Genomic DNA, 15,193 nt, shown 5'->3' with positions numbered 1-15,193 from the left:
GCCGCCTTCAGGAGCTGACCATGATCCGCTGGCTATTGACTACGTTTATCGCCGTGGCGGTGTTGTCGTCCTGCTGGCCCTGGCTCAGGAAAATTGGCATTGGACGCATGCCAGGCGACGTGACCTTGCGGCTCTTTGGGCGGGAGTACCCGTTTCCGTTTATGTCGACATTGGTGCTTTCTATGGTGTTGTCGATTGTTGCCAGGCTTTTGTAGGTGGGTTTTGTGCGTTTTGGCCACGGTGTTGGCCTTTCCTTGCTAACTTCGTGGTCTATTTGCGTTGCCCCTGTGCGGGGCGGCACCTACTTTCTTTGCCGCGGCAAAGAAAGTAGGCAAAGAAAGCCGCTTTGAACCGCTAATTTTTAAGCGGGTCCCTCGCACAGTCCCGGTAGTGGTTCATCTGGAATCTGTGTTCTCGCACATTCCGCGTCGGTGACAAGGCGCTCATTCTTCCGGCGGCGCTGTGCGCGCCGTGGCGGTCTTTCTTCAACCGATCGCTTCGTTCTTTCCTGACGTTTCTGCTGCCTCGTAGTATTTCGTGCGTGGGCGTGCTTGGGAAATTTCGGAAATCGTGCTGGTGCGCAGCTTTTAGCTCGCATGGGTGATCACTCGCGAAGCAAGACGTTTAAACTCAATTCGCCGTCAAGACAGCGACGGCCAGGCTTGGCGGCCTGCTACCAAACACGCGCCCGCTTTGGCGGGGGCGTGTGTCTATCTCAGCGCGTCTTATGGGCGGGCCTTGATGGGGAGGCCTTCGGGCCTGCCGGTTTGGTAACGGCCGCCAACCTTGTCACTGTGCCCGCTCACCACCTTGCAAGCGCGTGTCGGGCGATCCAAGTAAGTTTCAGGGAGATCGCGCCATGATTAAATCCGTCAAGAATTCACGCACTACGCCACGCCCACCCGTTGATGCACTTCAATACGAAAAACTTGCCTTATCTGCTTTCGGAATGATTGACCGGCAGCTAAGTCAACTGGACAAGCTGGCCACGTTTGTGGCTTCGATAGTTAGGAGTCCGGCGGTGACGCGAGAAGAAAGACATCGGCAGCGGAGGCTACTGGAACTGCTGTTGGACACCGTCGAGGACTACCGACGCGAAGTCGAGAATGATTGTGAGTTGTATCAGGTCATCGCACTTGACGCGAAGGGAATTCCGCGGAGCCGCATCACGGCGCGTCATGCAGCGGACCTACTGGCAAAGGCTACGCGGACGGCGGCGAATAGCCGTGCGCGAATCGGAGCAACGAGGGGGACGCATAACAGGCCAATGCAATTCAAAACGGTTTCACGTCGCACAGTGACTGCACACTGACGAAGATCCGCGGCACCGCACTGCGGCCATGAAGAAAGGCGCATGTGTCGTTCGCATTCCGAGGGTACTGCGGTGCGACGCGAAGCGCGCGCCGCGGCGACCGCGAATGTACTGGTCACCGCTAACGTTTCCCTGACGCAACCACGCTAAAAAACCAGAATTCTTGAACAGCACATCGCCGAGGCGGAGCCGACGGCTCCCCGAGCGCACAGAGAAACCAACGCATTTAAAGTAGCCCCTTCCGGCGAGCGCATTGCGCGAGGCGGGAAGAATGAGTGCTTTGTCACTGAGGCGTAATGTGCGAGAACACAGATTCCAGATGCACCACTACCGTCACTGCGCGAGGGACCCGCTTAAGAGTTAGCGGTGTGAAGCCGCTTTCTTTGCTTACTTTCTTTGCGGCATGCAAAGAAAGTAAGTGCCGCCCCGCACAGGGGCAACGCTAATAAACCACAGGCAAAACAAGGAAAGGCCAAAGCCCGAAGAACCCCCAAAAACCCGCCCGGCAGGCCAAAAACCCCTCACCCGACAGCCCCCTCCACAGCCCGAACCCTCTCCAGATGCACCGCATCCTTAATCCCAGCAGGCGCATCGACGAGCCGCTTAGCCACGGCACCAGCATCCACACCACGCGCAGCAATAAGCGCCACTCTCAACCTCTCGGCCTGCGGATAATCCCGCATCTCAAACCCAAGCCGCCCACGCGCATCGGCTTCACAAGCCTGCAAGGCTTCGGCAAATCGCGCGGGCTTGCGAATCGCATCGCACCGCTCGATCAACCTCACCAGCGCGGCCGCGCCCATCTCCATCACGCGATGAATATTGCCATGCTCGCGCGCAACCAGAATCGCCAGGTCGCGGCAATCATTCGGCACGCGCAGCCGCTCGCATAAAGGCTTCAGCAGATCCACGCTGCGCCCCTCGTGGCCGATATGCCGCGGCAGCACGTCTTCGGGCGTGGTCGCCTTGCCAAGGTCGTGCGCGAGAGCGGCGAATCGCACCGGCAGCGTATAGCCTTGCTGCGCCGCATGGTCGACCACCATCATCACATGCACGCCCGTATCCACTTCGGGGTGATAGTCGGCGCGCTGCGGCACGCCGAACAGCGCGTCGATTTCCGGCAGAATCCGCGCCAACGCCCCGCATTCGCGCAGCACCTGGAACATGCGCGACGGCTTCTTTTCCATCAAACCGCGCGACACTTCCTGCCACACGCGTTCGGCCACCAACGCGTCCACTTCGCCGTCGGCCACCATCTTGCGCATGAGCGCCAGTGTCTCCGGTGCGACCGTGAAATCGACAAAGCGCGCCGCAAACCGCGCGATCCGCAAAATTCGCACGGGGTCTTCGAGAAACGCGTCGCTGACGTGGCGAAACAGGCGCGCCTGCAAGTCACCCTGGCCGTTGAACGGGTCGATCACCGGGCCGGTCAACTCGCCGTCCGGGCGCACCTCGCGCGCCATCGCGTTAATGGTCAGGTCGCGGCGCGCCAGGTCCTCCTCGAGCGTGACGTCCGGCGCATAGAAGAACTGGAAGCCGTGATAGCCGGCCGCCGTCTTGCGCTCGGTGCGGGCGAGCGCGTACTCCTCATGTGTCTCGGGATGCAGGAACACAGGAAAATCCTTGCCCACCGGACGGTAGCCTTGCGCCACCATCTGCTCCGGCGTCGCGCCGACCACCACATAATCACGGTCCTGCACCGGTACGCCCAGCAACTCGTCGCGGATCGCGCCGCCTACTGCATAGATGTTCATGGGCATACGTCTTGATAAGCGATCGCATGCGTTTCGCTCAGCGCGGCGTCGATCCACGCTTTCACCGCCGGCAATTCGCTCACGCGCTGCACGTAAGCTTTGGACACTTCCGACAACGCCGGCTGCCAGGTCCTGAAGCGCATCACGACCGGCGCATACATCGCATCGGCAATGCCGAACTCGCCAAATAGAAACGGGCCGCCATAGGTGTCGAGGCAGTCGCGCCAGATCGCCTCGATTCGCGCGATATCGGCCAGCGCGCCCGGCGTGGCGTTCTTGCCGGGGAAGGACGCGCGAATGTTCATCCACATGTTCGAGCGCAATTCGCCGAAACCCGAGTGCATCTCCGCGCTCACGCTGCGCGCATGGCTGCGCGCGACCGCGTCGCGCGGCCATAGCGCATGCTGAGGAAAGCGTTCGGCGAGCGTTTCGGCGATCGCCAGCGAATCCCACGTGGCGGACCCGTCGTCGTTGACCAGGCACGGAATCTTGCCCGGACCCGACGGCGCGAGCGCAAGCACTTTCGCGTTAGTGTCGGGCTGATTCAGATGAATCAGCACTTCCTCGAACGCAATGCCGAAGTGTTTGAACAGCAGCCACGGACGCATCGACCATGACGAATAATTCTTGTCACCAATAATCAGCTTCATGCTTTGTATCTGGAATGAGTGAAGGTAATTCAGCGTCCCGCGCTGGCGCGAAACGCGTCGAAGCGCGAGCGCGTCGACGCGCCGGTCAGATAGATCGGCGCGATCGTTTCGATACTGGCCGGCTCGATGCCAAGTTCAGGCGCGAGCGGTCCGCTCAACACGTTGTCGACTTTCATCGAATCGAGATTGTCGCGCGAGATCACCGGCTCGCCGGGTGCCATTTCGAAAGTCAGCGCCTGCAGGCGCGCGAACGCTTCCGGCAAGCGGATGATGCGTGCATGCTTGCCGAGCACGTCGCCGCAATATTTGACGAGATCTTCGAGCGTATAGACGGTCGGGCCGCCGAGTTCGTAAGTGCGGCCGCTGGCGGCATCCAGATCGAGCACGTTGACGATCGCCTTTGCCACATCGCCGACATACACCGGCTGGAATTTGGCGTCCGGCATCGCGAGCGGAATCACTGGAAACATGCGCTGCAGGAACGCGAATTTGTTGAGGAATTGATCTTCGGGGCCGAATACCACCGACGGCCGGAAAATCGTCCACGCCAGATTGGCTGCATGCACGGCCTTCTCACCGTCGCCCTTCGAACGCGCGTACATACTCGGGCCATTCGAGTCGGCGCCGAGCGCGCTGATATGAATCAGGCGGTGCACGCCCTTGCCTTCGCATGCCGCCACGATCTTGGTCGGCAAGTCCACGTGCATGCGTGCGAATTCCGGGCCGTACGGCGTGCCGCGTTTGCCGTGCAGCGTGGCTACGAGGTTGATCACGCAATCGGCGCCCTCGACAAAGCGCGCGAGTTGAACCGGATCGAACACGTCCGCTTCGATCACGTCGATGGGCAACAGGGTGAGATGGCGGGCGTTGTAGCGCCGCCGGGTGGCGATCCGCACGTCTTTGCCCGCTTCGACGAGGGCGTTGACGAGATGGCTGCCGATAAAACCGGAACCGCCGATGATCGCAATGGCTTTGTGTCGCATTTTCGACTCCCTGGTGGAAGCCGCGGCAACGGCTGGCGTGGCGCGCCGCCGCTCGAAACGAGGCGGCGGCGGCACGGCGCTTACGGTGCGATATAACCCAGACGCGCCTTCAGCGATTGCGGACGGCCTTCGAACAATGCCGCGTAATAGACCGTGTTGGACAACACATTCTTAACGTAGTCGCGCGTTTCCTGGAACGGAATCGCCTCGGCGAAGATCGCGCCTTCCACCGGATGCTGCAAGGATTGCCGCCAGCTGCGCGGACGGCCCGGGCCTGCGTTATAGCCCGCGGTGGCCAGCACGGCGGACCCGTCGAACTGATTGTAGATCATCGACAGATAGTTCGTGCCGAGCAGGATGTTGGTGTTGATGTCGTTCATCTGCTCACGCGAGATCGGACCCAGGCCGATTTTCTTCGCGACCAGCTGCGCGGTGCCCGGCATCAACTGCATCAACCCGCTCGCGCCGACTTCCGAGCGCGCGTTCATGATGAAGCGCGACTCCTGGCGAATCAGGCCGTAGGCCCATTCCACGTCCAGTCCGTTCGACTGCGAATCACGCTCGACGATATCCTTGAACGGCGACAGATAGCGCAGCGAGAAATCGTGCTCGCTCTTCGTGCGGTCCGCCGTGTTGACGGTGCGGTCATACAGCTGGATACGGCGTGCGTATTCGGCGGTGGCGAGCAGTTGCCGGTCGCTCATGGTGCGCAGCGGCCAGTTCCATTCGCGATTGCCTTCGAGCCGCAGATTCAGTGCATAGAATCGTTGCGCCAGATCGAAGCCGGGCGTGTTGCCGGCTTGCTGGACCTCGGCGTCGCTCACCGCGGTTTTTGGCGGGACCGTGATCTTCTGGCCCAGTTCTTCCGCCGCCAGTTGGCCGTAGAAGTTGTAGCCCTGCGAAATCGACTCGAACTCCTGATTGGCCGTGGTCGTGTCGCCCGCCTGCTTGAGCGCTCGCGCATGCCAATACACCCACGACGGCTGGTTGCGCAGCGCCGCCGGCATCTGTTCGATCGACCAGCGCACCATCGTCCAGTCGCCTGCGAGCAAGGCGGTGCGGGTGCGCCATTCATACGCGGGGTTCGAGAGCGGCGCATTCACCGACAGGCGATACCAGTCCACCGCGCCCGGCATCTGCTTGGCGGCAGCCTGATAAGCAATCGTGCCCCAGCCGATCGCGCGTTCGGGCGAACTCAGCGACGGCGCCACCGAGGCGAACGTGGCCGCGGCCATGGCCGGATCATTGCGCGCCATGCGTGTGATAGCCAGCAACGCCAGTTGATGCGACTGCGTATCCGGCCCGACGCCGCGCGCCAGCAGCAACGGCGGCGTGTTGGCGGCCTGATTGAACAGCACCGGGTCAGGCGGCTGGTTGCTGAGCGCGTCGACGAGCTTCGCGCCGGTGTTGGTGTAGTTCTGTTCGTAGGCGAGGCGGATCTGTTGCCACACGTCGGCGGAACTGAACTGCTGGTTGATGGCCAGCGCGTTGATCAGATCCACGCAGCCGTCGCCGTACCATTTCGGATCGACCAGCAGCGCGCGGGCCGCATCGGCGACATTTTCGCCGCGCGAGGCGCGCGATTCGAGCGCGTAGCACTTCACCTGGGTATCGTCGTTCAGGACGAAGCGGGCGTATTGCTGATCGAAGTTGCGCCAGTCGTGACGCGCGCCGAGCACCGTGAGGTAGTCGTTGCGCAGGCGGTCTGCGATCGCCTGGCCGTCGTACTTCTGCAGGAAGCTCAGCACCGGCGCGTCAGGCGCGTCGATGCGCGCGTGCCCACTCGAATCGAACAACTGCGGCTTGATCTGGAAGTACTCCAGATACGCAGGCGCCGGATAGTCCGGAATCATGCTGGCAAGCTGCGCTGCACGCGCCGCGTCGTTACTACGGGCGGCCTCGCGTAGCTGAACGAAGATCTGGTCGTCGTTCGTGAGTTGCGAAAGGGGAAGGGGCTTGACGGCGGAGGCCGTGCTGCACGCGACGAGTGCCGCAGCGGCAAGCGCCAGACCGGCCGCGCGATATACTCGGTAAAGGCGTTTTGACATCGTTGTTTCTGGAGCGCGAATTGAACTCAAGCATAGCATGCAACCCTGCCGCCGAATCGAAAAAGGCGCTGCGTAAAATGCTATTGGAAGCAAGGCTGCAAGCGGCTTCCGAGCCGGCGCGCAATACCGCGCTCGCACGGCGCCTGCTCGATGCGTTGAAGCAGTATGGCGTGAATAGCGTGGGATTCTACTGGCCGCTCGCCGGCGAGTTCGACGCGCGCGCGGCGATCTCGATCTGGCTTGCGGCAGGCGCGCAACGCGAAGCCAGTTTGCCGGTGATCAAGGCGCGCGGCGAGCCGCTGGAATTTCACGCATGGACGCCCGACATGCCGATGAAGATCGGCCATCACAAGATCGCCGAGCCGTCATCGGGGCGTATCGTGACACCCGAACTGCTGTTCGTGCCGTGCGTGGGTTTCGACGCCCACGGCTACCGGCTCGGTTATGGCGGCGGCTATTACGATCGCACGCTGGCTACGTGGCCCGGCGCGAAAAAGCCGATCACCGTGGGCATCGCCTACGAAGCATGCCGCACGCCCGCATTGCAGCGCGAAACCCACGACATTCCGCTCGATCTGATCGTCACCGAGGCAGCGCTCTACCCGCACCCGGCGGGTTAGGCGCTCGGCGGGTGCCGCGCCGGGCGGCTACGCCACCCGGACGCACACCGGGCCGCGTTATAAAGACGCGGCCGCCCGCGCTGCCGTGTCGTAGAGACCGGACGCGTTGCGCATCAGTTGCGCCGCCTCGCCGATCTGCTCGTTGGTCAGGCCGCTCTCCTTCAGCGTGGAGATCAGGCAACTCTCACGCACCTCGCGATATTTCAGACAGAGCTCACGGCCGGCTTCGGTTGCCGAGAAGAACACTTCCTTGCCGGTCTTTTCGCTTTTTACATACCCTCTAGCTACGAGCTTCTTCAATGCGTAAGTGGCGACGTGCGTGTCTTCGATGTTCAGCACGAAGCAGATGTCCGCCAGCTTCTTGCGGCGCTCGCGATGGCTGACGTGATGCAGCAGCGAGACCTCGATAGCGGTCATGTCCTTGTCTCCCGCCGCCGACATGCAGCGCACCATCCATCGATTGAAGGCGTTGCCTGCCATGATGAGCGCGTACTCGAGTTCCGACAGCTCCGCGCTGGTCTCAGACACGAGATGTTCCGAGGAAACGATCTTGGTGGGATGGCGCGACATGGCAAAGATTCTCGAGAGGCAGATTGGGAAGGTGTCGGGAGTGTACGACGAGCGCTCGATCCCAGGGAGCCTGGCAAAAACGCTTATTGAGAAATTGTTGATATTTTATTGATAATGTACGCTTCAATCGTCGCCTGCCCGATGCCGATAACCGGTCAAAGGGTGTGCTGTGCCCGAATCCTCCGACTCGACCTGGGCCGTTAACTCATGAGCCAACCAAGAATCTTTCCGCTCGGCGATACCGCGCTAGTCTGCGAGGCGCCGCCGCCTGCCACGCTGGAATGCCAGCGTCGCGTGTGGGCGGCGGCCGCTGCCGCACGCGAATGGCCGCATGTGCTGGAGGTGGTGCCCGGCATGAATAACCTCACGCTGGTTTTCGATCCACTCGAGGCCGACCGCGACGCGCTGGTAAGCCACCTGCAGACGGCCTGGAATGCGGTGAGCGACGCGCCCGCGGCGGGCCGTGAAGTCGAGATTCCGGTGCAGTACGGCGGCGAGTTCGGTCCTGATCTGAAAACGGTCGCCGATCACACGGGTTTGAGCGTGCGCGAGGTCGTCGAACGTCATTCGAATGGCGACTACGTGGTGTTCTTCCTCGGCTTCCAGCCGGGCTTCGCCTATATGGGTGGGCTCGAAGCCGCGCTGCACACGCCGCGCCGCGCGTCGCCGCGGCTCGAAGTACCGGCTGGGTCGGTTGGTATCGGCGGCGAACAGACCGGCATCTATCCGGCCACGTCGCCCGGCGGCTGGCAGTTGATCGGCCGCACCGAGCTGCCGCTGTTCGACCCGGCGCGCCGGCCGCCCACGCTGCTGCAACCGGGCGACCGGGTGCGCTTCACCATCGCGGGGATACAGGCATGATCGATGTGATTCGCGCGGGTCTGTTGACCACGATTCAGGATCTCGGCCGTCATGGCTACCGGCATCTGGGCGTCGCGATGGGCGGAGCGCTCGACCGTCTGTCGCTCGAAGTCGGCAACCGGCTGGTCGGCAACCGGCCCGATGCGGCCGGTCTGGAAATCACCTTCGGGCCGACCGTGCTGCGCTTTCTGCGCGCCACGCGGGTGGCGATCACCGGCACCGAGTTCGGCGCGACGCTCGACGGCAAACCGGTCTACTCGTGGTGGAGCCTGCCGGTGCAGGCCGGCCAGGAACTGGTGTTGAACGCGGCGAAGCGCGGCATGCGCGGCTATGTGTGCGTGGCGGGCGGCGTCGACGTGTTGCCCATGCTCGGCTCGCGCAGCACCGATCTCGCGGGCCATTTCGGCGGACTCGGCGGCCGGGCGTTACGCGACGGCGATCGCCTGCCGGTGGGTGCGCCGCCTCAGCGCGGCCATCTCGGCTTTACGCCCGAGGCGCCGGAGTTCGGCGTGAAGGCGCCCGCGTGGTGCAAGTTCGTGCTGGTTCACGAACCCCTGCGGCGTGGGCGTCACCCGTCCGGCGTGCCGTGGGCCGTGCCGATCCGCGTGCTGCGCGGACCGGAGTACGAGCACTTCACCGAGGAAGCCCACGAATCCTTCTGGTCCGATGAATGGCTCGTCACGCCGAACAGCAACCGCATGGGCTACCGCCTTGCCGGCGCCGAGCTCAAACGCACGCAGAAAACCGATCTGCTTTCGCACGCCGTGCTGCCGGGCACGATTCAGGTGCCGCCGAACGGCCAGCCGATCGTGCTGTTGAGCGATGCACAAACCACGGGCGGCTATCCGAAGATCGGCGCCGTGATTCAGGCCGACCTCTGGAAGCTCGCGCAGGTTCGCCTGAACGCATCCGTACGCTTCATTCCGACGACGCCTTACGAGGCGCGCCAGGCTTTGCTGGAAGAGCGCACGTACTTGCGGCAGATCGACGCAGCGATCGCCATGCATGAAGAACGCTGCGCGCGCCAGTCGGCCGTTGCGGCGCTGTAATACTGAGTAGGGGAACTCCATGGAAATCGATTTGAACGCCGACCTCGGCGAAGGCAGCGGGTCCGACGAGGCGCTGCTGGACCTCGTCAGCTCGGCGAATATCGCGTGCGGCTGGCACGCGGGCGGCGCCAATGCGATGCACGACTGCGTGCGCTGGGCGGTGCAGAAAGGCGTGTCGATCGGCGCGCATCCAAGCTTCAACGATCCGGAAAATTTCGGTCGCAAGGAAATGGATCTGCCGGCCAACGAGATTTACGCGGGCGTGTTGTACCAGCTCGGCGCACTCTCGGCGATCGCCCAGGCGGAGGGCGGGCGCATTGCGCACGTCAAGCCGCACGGCGCGCTGTACAACCAGGCCGCGCGCGATGACAGGATCGCCGACGCGATCGTCTCGGCGGTGCACGATTTCGATCCGTCGGTGGCGGTGTTCGCGCTGGCCAACAGCGGACTCGTGACGGCCGCGCGCAACGCGGGCCTCACCGCGATCGAGGAAGTCTTCGCCGATCGCGGCTATCGCGCGGACGGTTCGCTGGTGCCGCGCAAAGAACCCGGCGCGCTGCTCGACGACGAAGACGAAGTGCTGGCGCGCACGCTCACCATGATTCGCGAGCAACGCGTGCAGGCCGTGGACGGCCAATGGGTGCCGCTGAACGCGCAGACCATTTGCCTGCACGGGGACGGTCCGCATGCGCTGGCGTTCGCGCGGCGCATTCGTGGCGCGCTGCGGGACGCCGGCATCGAAGTCCATGCGGCAGTCGCCGCCCGCGCCTGAGCGTCGGCCGAAACGCGAGCCGGACAGCGCGATTCAAACCTTCTGCACCTTTCCCACGCCCCGCTTCATGCGGGGCGTTTGCCAGGTACAGGACGCATAGCAGTACCCGTAGTCAGCAGGTGTAGTTCGAAGCAGAGGCGGCCATCAAGAGCCGTCGCAACAAGACGGCGCCCGGACCACCGGACGCCGGCCCACGTTAGCCGTCACAAGCGGCAAGGTTGAAACCCTGTTTGGAGATCCAGATGCAGACAACAGTCAGTCTATGGCCGCTCATTGGCGTGGCCGTCATCATCGTCGGCTTTTTATTGCGGTTCAATCCGATGCTGATCGTGGCGGTCGCCGCGATTATCACGGGCCTCGCCGCGCACTTCCCGCCTGAAAAGATTCTTGCCGAGATCGGCACCGGTTTTATCAAGACCCGCAATATCCCGTTGATCATTCTGCTGCCGCTGGCCGTGATCGGTCTGCTCGAACGGCACGGACTGCGTGAACGCGCGCAAGCGTGGATCGGCGGCATCAAGGCCGCGACCGCCGGGCGTCTTCTGATCGTTTATCTGCTGGTGCGCGAGCTGACCGCGGCGGTCGGCCTGACCGGACTCGGCGGCCATCCGCAAATGGTGCGTCCGCTGATCGCGCCGATGGCCGAAGGCGCGACCGAAACCCGCTTCGGCAAGATCAGCGACGCCGTGCGCTTCAAATTGCGCGCGTTCTCCGCGGCGACCGACAACGTGGGGCTCTTCTTCGGCGAGGACATTTTCGTGGCGTTCGGCGCGATCGTGCTGATGACTACCTTCCTGAAGGAAGCGGGAATCATCGTCGAGCCGATTCACGTGGCCGTGTGGGGCATTCCGACCGCTATCTGCGCATTCATCATTCACGGCTTCCGCCTGTATCTGCTCGACCGCAAACTCGAACGCGAACTGCGCGGCAACGCCACGGCCAGCCAGGCTGCCGTTTCGCCGAAACAATCCGCCGCAGGAGACCAGGCATGACACTCTCGATCACCTATCTGTTCTGGCTGTTGGGCGTGGTGCTGCTTGTCGTCGGCGGCATGATCGTCACGGACAAGGATCACCCACGCCGTTTCACGGCCGGCGGTTTCTGGATTCTCTACGCGCTGATCTTCCTGATCGGCGACAAGCTGCCGCCGGCCGTGGTCGGTGTGCTCGTCATCGTGATGGCGCTGATTGCCGGGTTCGGCGGCGTGACCGCGGCCAAGCCGAAAGTGCTGTCGCTCGAAGCGCGTATGGCCAGCGCCGCGCGTCTTCGCAACAAGCTGTTCGTGCCCGCGCTGACGATTCCGGTCGTCACCGTGATCATCACGCTCTCGGCGAGCCATCTGGTGTTCGGCGGCTTGCCGCTGATCGAGAAGGCCAACGTCACGCTGATCGGTTTCGGGATCGGCTGCGTGATCGCGCTCGCGATTGCCTGCGTAATGACGCGCGACACCGTCGGCCAGTCGATGAAGGAAACGCGCCGGCTGGTCGATGCGTTGTCGTGGGCCGCGGTGCTGCCGCAGATGCTCGGCATGCTCGGCCTCGTGTTCTCGGACGCCGGGGTCGGCAAGGCCGTCGCACACGTGACCACGGCCTACATCAGCCTCGACTATCGCTTCATTGCGGTGGCCGTGTACTGCATCGGCATGGCGCTCTTCACCATGGTGATGGGCAACGGCTTCGCCGCATTCCCGGTGATGACGGGCGGCGTCGGCGTGCCGATTCTGGTGGGCGTGTTCCACGGCAATCCGGCGGTGATGGTCGCGATCGGCATGTTCTCGGGCTACTGCGGCACGCTGATGACGCCGATGGCCGCGAACTTCAACATGGTGCCGGCCGCACTGCTGGAATTGCCCGATAAGAACGCAGTGATCAAAGTGCAGATCCCGACCGCGCTGACCTTGCTCATCGTGAATATCTTCCTGCTGAATTTCCTGATGTTCTTGTAGGACTTTTTCTTCAGCAATCAATAAACACTGACGCATCGCAGGATTTTTCTGCGATGTGTCAGTGAAATGGTCACACTGCACGACATGGATGCAACCGAATTAGGAAGCGTCCGATCGTCGGGAAACGAGCGGCAACTCTACGATGCTGGATGGTCTCCCATCCACATGCGCCGGCTCACGCAGCACGCACTGCCGTCGCTCTCCCGCAGGTTTCCATGGAACATCAATCGCAGCCTGAGCGCACGCACGCCGCTCTGCCACCCACCGCCTATCTCACCGCATTGATCGACGCCGCGCTCGAAGCGCACCAGGCCGGCAGGCTCGAAACGGCCGAATCGTTTTATCGCGAGGCGCTCACGCTCGATGGCGCCCATACGGGAGCCTTGCACTACTTCGGCGTGCTGCACTATCAACGCGGCAACCACGACACCGCCGCCGGCCTGATGAGCCGCGCGCTCAAACTCGACCGGCACGATGCCGCCTGCTGGAGCAACCGCGGACTCGTGGCCGCCGCGCTCGGCCATCTCGACGAAGCGATGATCTGCTACGACCAGGCACTGCAACTCCAGCCAGATTTCGCCGACGCGCACAACAACTTCGGCGTCGCGCTGCAAGCGCAAGGCGCCTTCCTCGAAGCGATCGAGCACTACCGGTTGGCGCTGGCCTCGAACCCCGCGCTGCTCGACGCGCATCTGAACCTCGGCACGGCGCTGAACAAGCTCGCCCGTTTCGACGAAGCGCTCGCGTGCTATCGGCACGTCCTGTCGCTCGAACCGACCTCCGCGGAGGCGCACTTCAGCGCGGGAAACACGTACCAGGCGCAAGGCGACCACGGCGCGGCGATCGCCAGCTTCGAGCAAGCCTTGGCGCTGCGTACGAATTACGCGGAGGCGCACGTGAATCTGGGCAGCCTGATCGGCAAGCTCGGCGACTATGCCGGCGCCGAATCGCATTACCGGCGCGCGGTCGCACTCAAACCGATTCCGACTCACCTGGTGTGTCTGGGCGGCTCGATCGGCGCTCAAGGGCGCCTCGACGAAGAGGAAGGTTTCTATCGGCGAGCACTCGCCCAGGATCCGCATTACGCTGACGCGCATCAGAATCTCGCGTGGCTGTTGCTCAAGCGCGGCGACTACAAGGAAGGCTGGGCTGAATTCGCGCTGCGCTGGCGCAAGAACGACTACGACGCGATCGCGGTGCCGGGCGTGACCGAATGGCGGGGCGAGCCGCTCGAAGGGCGTCGCCTGCTGCTGGTCGGCGAGCAAGGTTTCGGCGACCACTTCCAGTTCCTGCGCTTTGCAAGCGTGCTCGCGCAGCGCGGCGCATTCGTCGACCTCTGCGTGCGCGAGGCTCTGCTGCCTTTGGTCGGGCGTATGGCGGGCATACACCGCGCGTACAGCGGCAAGCCCGACGGTGAGTACGATTTCTGGGTGCCGATGATGAGCGTGCCGTCCTGTCTTGACCTGGATCTCTCAACCCTTCCCGCGGACGTGCCCTACCTGTTCGCCGACAAGGCGAAGACGAAAGCGTGGCGCAAACGGCTCGGTACGGCTAATGAATCGAAGCGAAAGGTGGGCCTTGTCTGGGCCGGCAGTCCCACATTCGGCAACGACCGCTATCGGTCGACGACGCTCGCCGACCTGAGCCCGTTCAGCGAGGCGGAGAACGTCGCCTGGTACGCGCTGCAAAAGGGCCCGGCGCATGCGCAGTTGGCCGACGCACCGCCGGCTTTCCGTGCCAACGATTTCACCGCCGCGCTGAACAGCTTCGAAGACACGGCCGCGCTGATCATGAATCTCGATCTGGTGATTGCCGTGGACACCGGCGTCGCGCATCTGGCCGGCGCGTTGGGCAAACCGGTGTGGTTACTGCTGCCCGCCAATTCCGATTGGCGCTGGTTGGAAGCGCGCAGCGACTCGCCCTGGTATCCGGGGATGAGGTTGTTCCGGCAAGCGGTATTGGGGGATTGGATGCCGGTGGTTGAAGAAGTGACGCAAGCTCTAAAGAAGGAGGCTCAGTGAGCAAATTTCAAAGTTGGACAGATTTTGGCGCGGTGACGCCCGGTCCGGTAAGCCACGAAAATGTGCCACATTTGCTGCACATCAACAACTCATCGCCGACAGGAAACGAGACCATGGCTGTCATATCGAAAATTCGCCGCCAGGGGGGGCGCCCTGGCGATGACGATTCCACCTGCGCTTCTCAAGCTTCTTCACGTCGGTGCGGGCGACCAGATGACTCTCGACGTCGCAGACGGACAATTAATTGCGCGGCCGCTTGCTTCAGCGCATAGGCGCTACTCGCTAGCCGAAATACTCGAGGGCTCTGAAAGCATTGCCGAATTGAATGCGGACACAGCGTGGGCGCGCGATGGCGGGTCGGTCGGACGCGTGCTTGGCTAATGGCAAAACGCGATGCACCACGACGCGGCGACGTGTACTGGATCGATCCCAATCCTGTAGCAGGCCGCGAAAGGAAAGACAGGCACCGTTTCGTCGTTATCACACCTGGCGAGATCAATGCTTGGGCGTGTGCATGACCGTGCCCATCACAAGCGCGGGGAGTTTCACCCGCAACGTCGGACTTGCGGTTCCGATCTCCGGGCACGACACGAGCGGCGTCGCAGTCT

Annotated in this window: 15 protein-coding genes; 10 read left to right on the top strand and 5 right to left on the bottom strand. The window is 63.0% G+C overall.

Annotated features, from left to right (window positions below; all coding sequences use genetic code 11):
• Positions 1–20: 20 nt before the first annotated feature.
• Both AC57B1_RS12230 and AC57B1_RS12225 read left to right on the top strand, forming a co-directional pair.
• Positions 21–215: a DUF2905 domain-containing protein gene (locus tag AC57B1_RS12230; RefSeq protein ID WP_091798205.1), complete on the top strand. Its 195-nt coding sequence runs from the start codon at positions 21–23 to the stop codon at positions 213–215.
• 644 nt (positions 216–859) lie between these two features.
• Positions 860–1,312 carry a hypothetical protein gene (locus tag AC57B1_RS12225; RefSeq protein ID WP_496417613.1) on the top strand — a complete coding sequence of 151 codons (453 nt, stop codon included), beginning with the start codon at positions 860–862 and terminating at the stop codon, positions 1,310–1,312.
• Between the two features lie 521 nt (positions 1,313–1,833).
• Here AC57B1_RS12225 and AC57B1_RS12220 read toward each other — a convergent pair.
• The 4 genes from AC57B1_RS12220 to AC57B1_RS12205 all read right to left on the bottom strand — a co-directional run bounded on the left by AC57B1_RS12220 (position 1,834) and on the right by AC57B1_RS12205 (position 6,747).
• The gene (locus AC57B1_RS12220; RefSeq protein ID WP_496417612.1) at positions 1,834–3,066 is read right to left on the bottom strand and encodes a multifunctional CCA addition/repair protein; all 1,233 of its coding nucleotides are present in this window, start codon (positions 3,064–3,066) and stop codon (positions 1,834–1,836) included.
• Positions 3,063–3,716: a glutathione S-transferase family protein gene (locus AC57B1_RS12215; protein ID WP_408344221.1), complete on the bottom strand. Its 654-nt coding sequence runs from the start codon at positions 3,714–3,716 to the stop codon at positions 3,063–3,065. Before AC57B1_RS12215 ends, AC57B1_RS12220 begins: the two co-directional genes overlap by 4 nt.
• A 29-nt stretch (positions 3,717–3,745) precedes the next feature.
• Positions 3,746–4,699: a complex I NDUFA9 subunit family protein gene (locus tag AC57B1_RS12210; protein ID WP_408344218.1), complete on the bottom strand. Its 954-nt coding sequence runs from the start codon at positions 4,697–4,699 to the stop codon at positions 3,746–3,748.
• A gap of 80 nt (positions 4,700–4,779) precedes the next feature.
• Entirely contained in the window at positions 4,780–6,747 is a 1,968-nt protein-coding gene (locus AC57B1_RS12205; RefSeq protein ID WP_496417611.1) for a lytic transglycosylase domain-containing protein, read from the bottom strand.
• A 77-nt stretch (positions 6,748–6,824) separates the two neighbouring features.
• Here AC57B1_RS12205 and AC57B1_RS12200 point away from each other — a divergent pair, with 77 nt between their 5' ends.
• Positions 6,825–7,367, top strand: a complete 543-nt coding sequence (locus AC57B1_RS12200) for a 5-formyltetrahydrofolate cyclo-ligase (protein ID WP_408181513.1) — start codon at positions 6,825–6,827, stop codon at positions 7,365–7,367.
• A gap of 57 nt (positions 7,368–7,424) precedes the next feature.
• Here the strand turns inward: AC57B1_RS12200 and AC57B1_RS12195 are convergent, their stop codons facing one another.
• Positions 7,425–7,937, bottom strand: coding sequence for a winged helix DNA-binding protein (locus AC57B1_RS12195; protein WP_007179899.1), 513 nt, complete (start codon positions 7,935–7,937; stop codon positions 7,425–7,427).
• 207 nt (positions 7,938–8,144) lie between these two features.
• On the opposite strand from AC57B1_RS12195, the gene pxpB reads away from it, so the two are divergent.
• From pxpB to AC57B1_RS12160, 7 genes are all read left to right on the top strand, one after another.
• Entirely contained in the window at positions 8,145–8,798 is a 654-nt protein-coding gene (pxpB, locus tag AC57B1_RS12190) for a 5-oxoprolinase subunit PxpB (RefSeq protein WP_091798187.1), read from the top strand.
• A complete protein-coding gene (locus tag AC57B1_RS12185) occupies positions 8,795–9,847 on the top strand; it encodes a 5-oxoprolinase subunit C family protein (RefSeq protein WP_408181518.1) in 1,053 nt (350 codons plus the stop codon). Before pxpB ends, AC57B1_RS12185 begins: the two co-directional genes overlap by 4 nt.
• A gap of 19 nt (positions 9,848–9,866) precedes the next feature.
• A complete protein-coding gene (gene pxpA / locus AC57B1_RS12180; protein ID WP_091798181.1) occupies positions 9,867–10,619 on the top strand; it encodes a 5-oxoprolinase subunit PxpA in 753 nt (250 codons plus the stop codon).
• Positions 10,620–10,861: 242 nt separating this feature from the next.
• Positions 10,862–11,611, top strand: a complete 750-nt coding sequence (locus AC57B1_RS12175; RefSeq protein WP_408181522.1) for a DUF969 domain-containing protein — start codon at positions 10,862–10,864, stop codon at positions 11,609–11,611.
• A complete protein-coding gene (locus AC57B1_RS12170; protein WP_408299890.1) occupies positions 11,608–12,564 on the top strand; it encodes a DUF979 domain-containing protein in 957 nt (318 codons plus the stop codon). The genes AC57B1_RS12175 and AC57B1_RS12170 overlap by 4 nt, the downstream gene beginning before the upstream one ends.
• A gap of 215 nt (positions 12,565–12,779) precedes the next feature.
• On the top strand, positions 12,780–14,585 hold the full coding sequence (locus AC57B1_RS12165) for a tetratricopeptide repeat protein (protein WP_496417610.1): 1,806 nt from the start codon (positions 12,780–12,782) through the stop codon (positions 14,583–14,585).
• A 380-nt stretch (positions 14,586–14,965) separates the two neighbouring features.
• The gene (locus AC57B1_RS12160) at positions 14,966–15,103 is read left to right on the top strand and encodes a type II toxin-antitoxin system PemK/MazF family toxin (RefSeq protein WP_408344204.1); all 138 of its coding nucleotides are present in this window, start codon (positions 14,966–14,968) and stop codon (positions 15,101–15,103) included.
• Positions 15,104–15,193 lie beyond the last annotated feature (90 nt).

Source organism: Paraburkholderia sp. BGA-UO-ETr-F21, assembly GCF_059567925.1.
Note: the sequence above shows the minus strand (reverse complement) of the source record. Positions and strands in the feature narration are given on the sequence as shown.

Bases quoted from the DNA above. Each gene is read 5' to 3' on its own strand.
- AC57B1_RS12230 (WP_091798205.1), top strand. From the start codon at position 21: ATGATCCGCTGGCTATTGACTACGTTTATCGCCGTGGCGGTGTTGTCG.
- pxpA (WP_091798181.1), top strand. From the start codon at position 9,867: ATGGAAATCGATTTGAACGCCGACCTCGGCGAAGGCAGCGGGTCCGAC.
- AC57B1_RS12165 (WP_496417610.1), top strand. From the start codon at position 12,780: ATGGAACATCAATCGCAGCCTGAGCGCACGCACGCCGCTCTGCCACCC.
- AC57B1_RS12200 (WP_408181513.1), top strand. From the start codon at position 6,825: ATGCTATTGGAAGCAAGGCTGCAAGCGGCTTCCGAGCCGGCGCGCAAT.
- AC57B1_RS12205 (WP_496417611.1), bottom strand. From the start codon at position 6,747: ATGTCAAAACGCCTTTACCGAGTATATCGCGCGGCCGGTCTGGCGCTT.
- AC57B1_RS12225 (WP_496417613.1), top strand. From the start codon at position 860: ATGATTAAATCCGTCAAGAATTCACGCACTACGCCACGCCCACCCGTT.
- AC57B1_RS12195 (WP_007179899.1), bottom strand. From the start codon at position 7,937: ATGTCGCGCCATCCCACCAAGATCGTTTCCTCGGAACATCTCGTGTCT.
- AC57B1_RS12215 (WP_408344221.1), bottom strand. From the start codon at position 3,716: ATGAAGCTGATTATTGGTGACAAGAATTATTCGTCATGGTCGATGCGT.
- AC57B1_RS12170 (WP_408299890.1), top strand. From the start codon at position 11,608: ATGACACTCTCGATCACCTATCTGTTCTGGCTGTTGGGCGTGGTGCTG.
- AC57B1_RS12220 (WP_496417612.1), bottom strand. From the start codon at position 3,066: ATGAACATCTATGCAGTAGGCGGCGCGATCCGCGACGAGTTGCTGGGC.
- AC57B1_RS12160 (WP_408344204.1), top strand. From the start codon at position 14,966: ATGGCAAAACGCGATGCACCACGACGCGGCGACGTGTACTGGATCGAT.
- AC57B1_RS12175 (WP_408181522.1), top strand. From the start codon at position 10,862: ATGCAGACAACAGTCAGTCTATGGCCGCTCATTGGCGTGGCCGTCATC.
- pxpB (WP_091798187.1), top strand. From the start codon at position 8,145: ATGAGCCAACCAAGAATCTTTCCGCTCGGCGATACCGCGCTAGTCTGC.
- AC57B1_RS12185 (WP_408181518.1), top strand. From the start codon at position 8,795: ATGATCGATGTGATTCGCGCGGGTCTGTTGACCACGATTCAGGATCTC.
- AC57B1_RS12210 (WP_408344218.1), bottom strand. From the start codon at position 4,699: ATGCGACACAAAGCCATTGCGATCATCGGCGGTTCCGGTTTTATCGGC.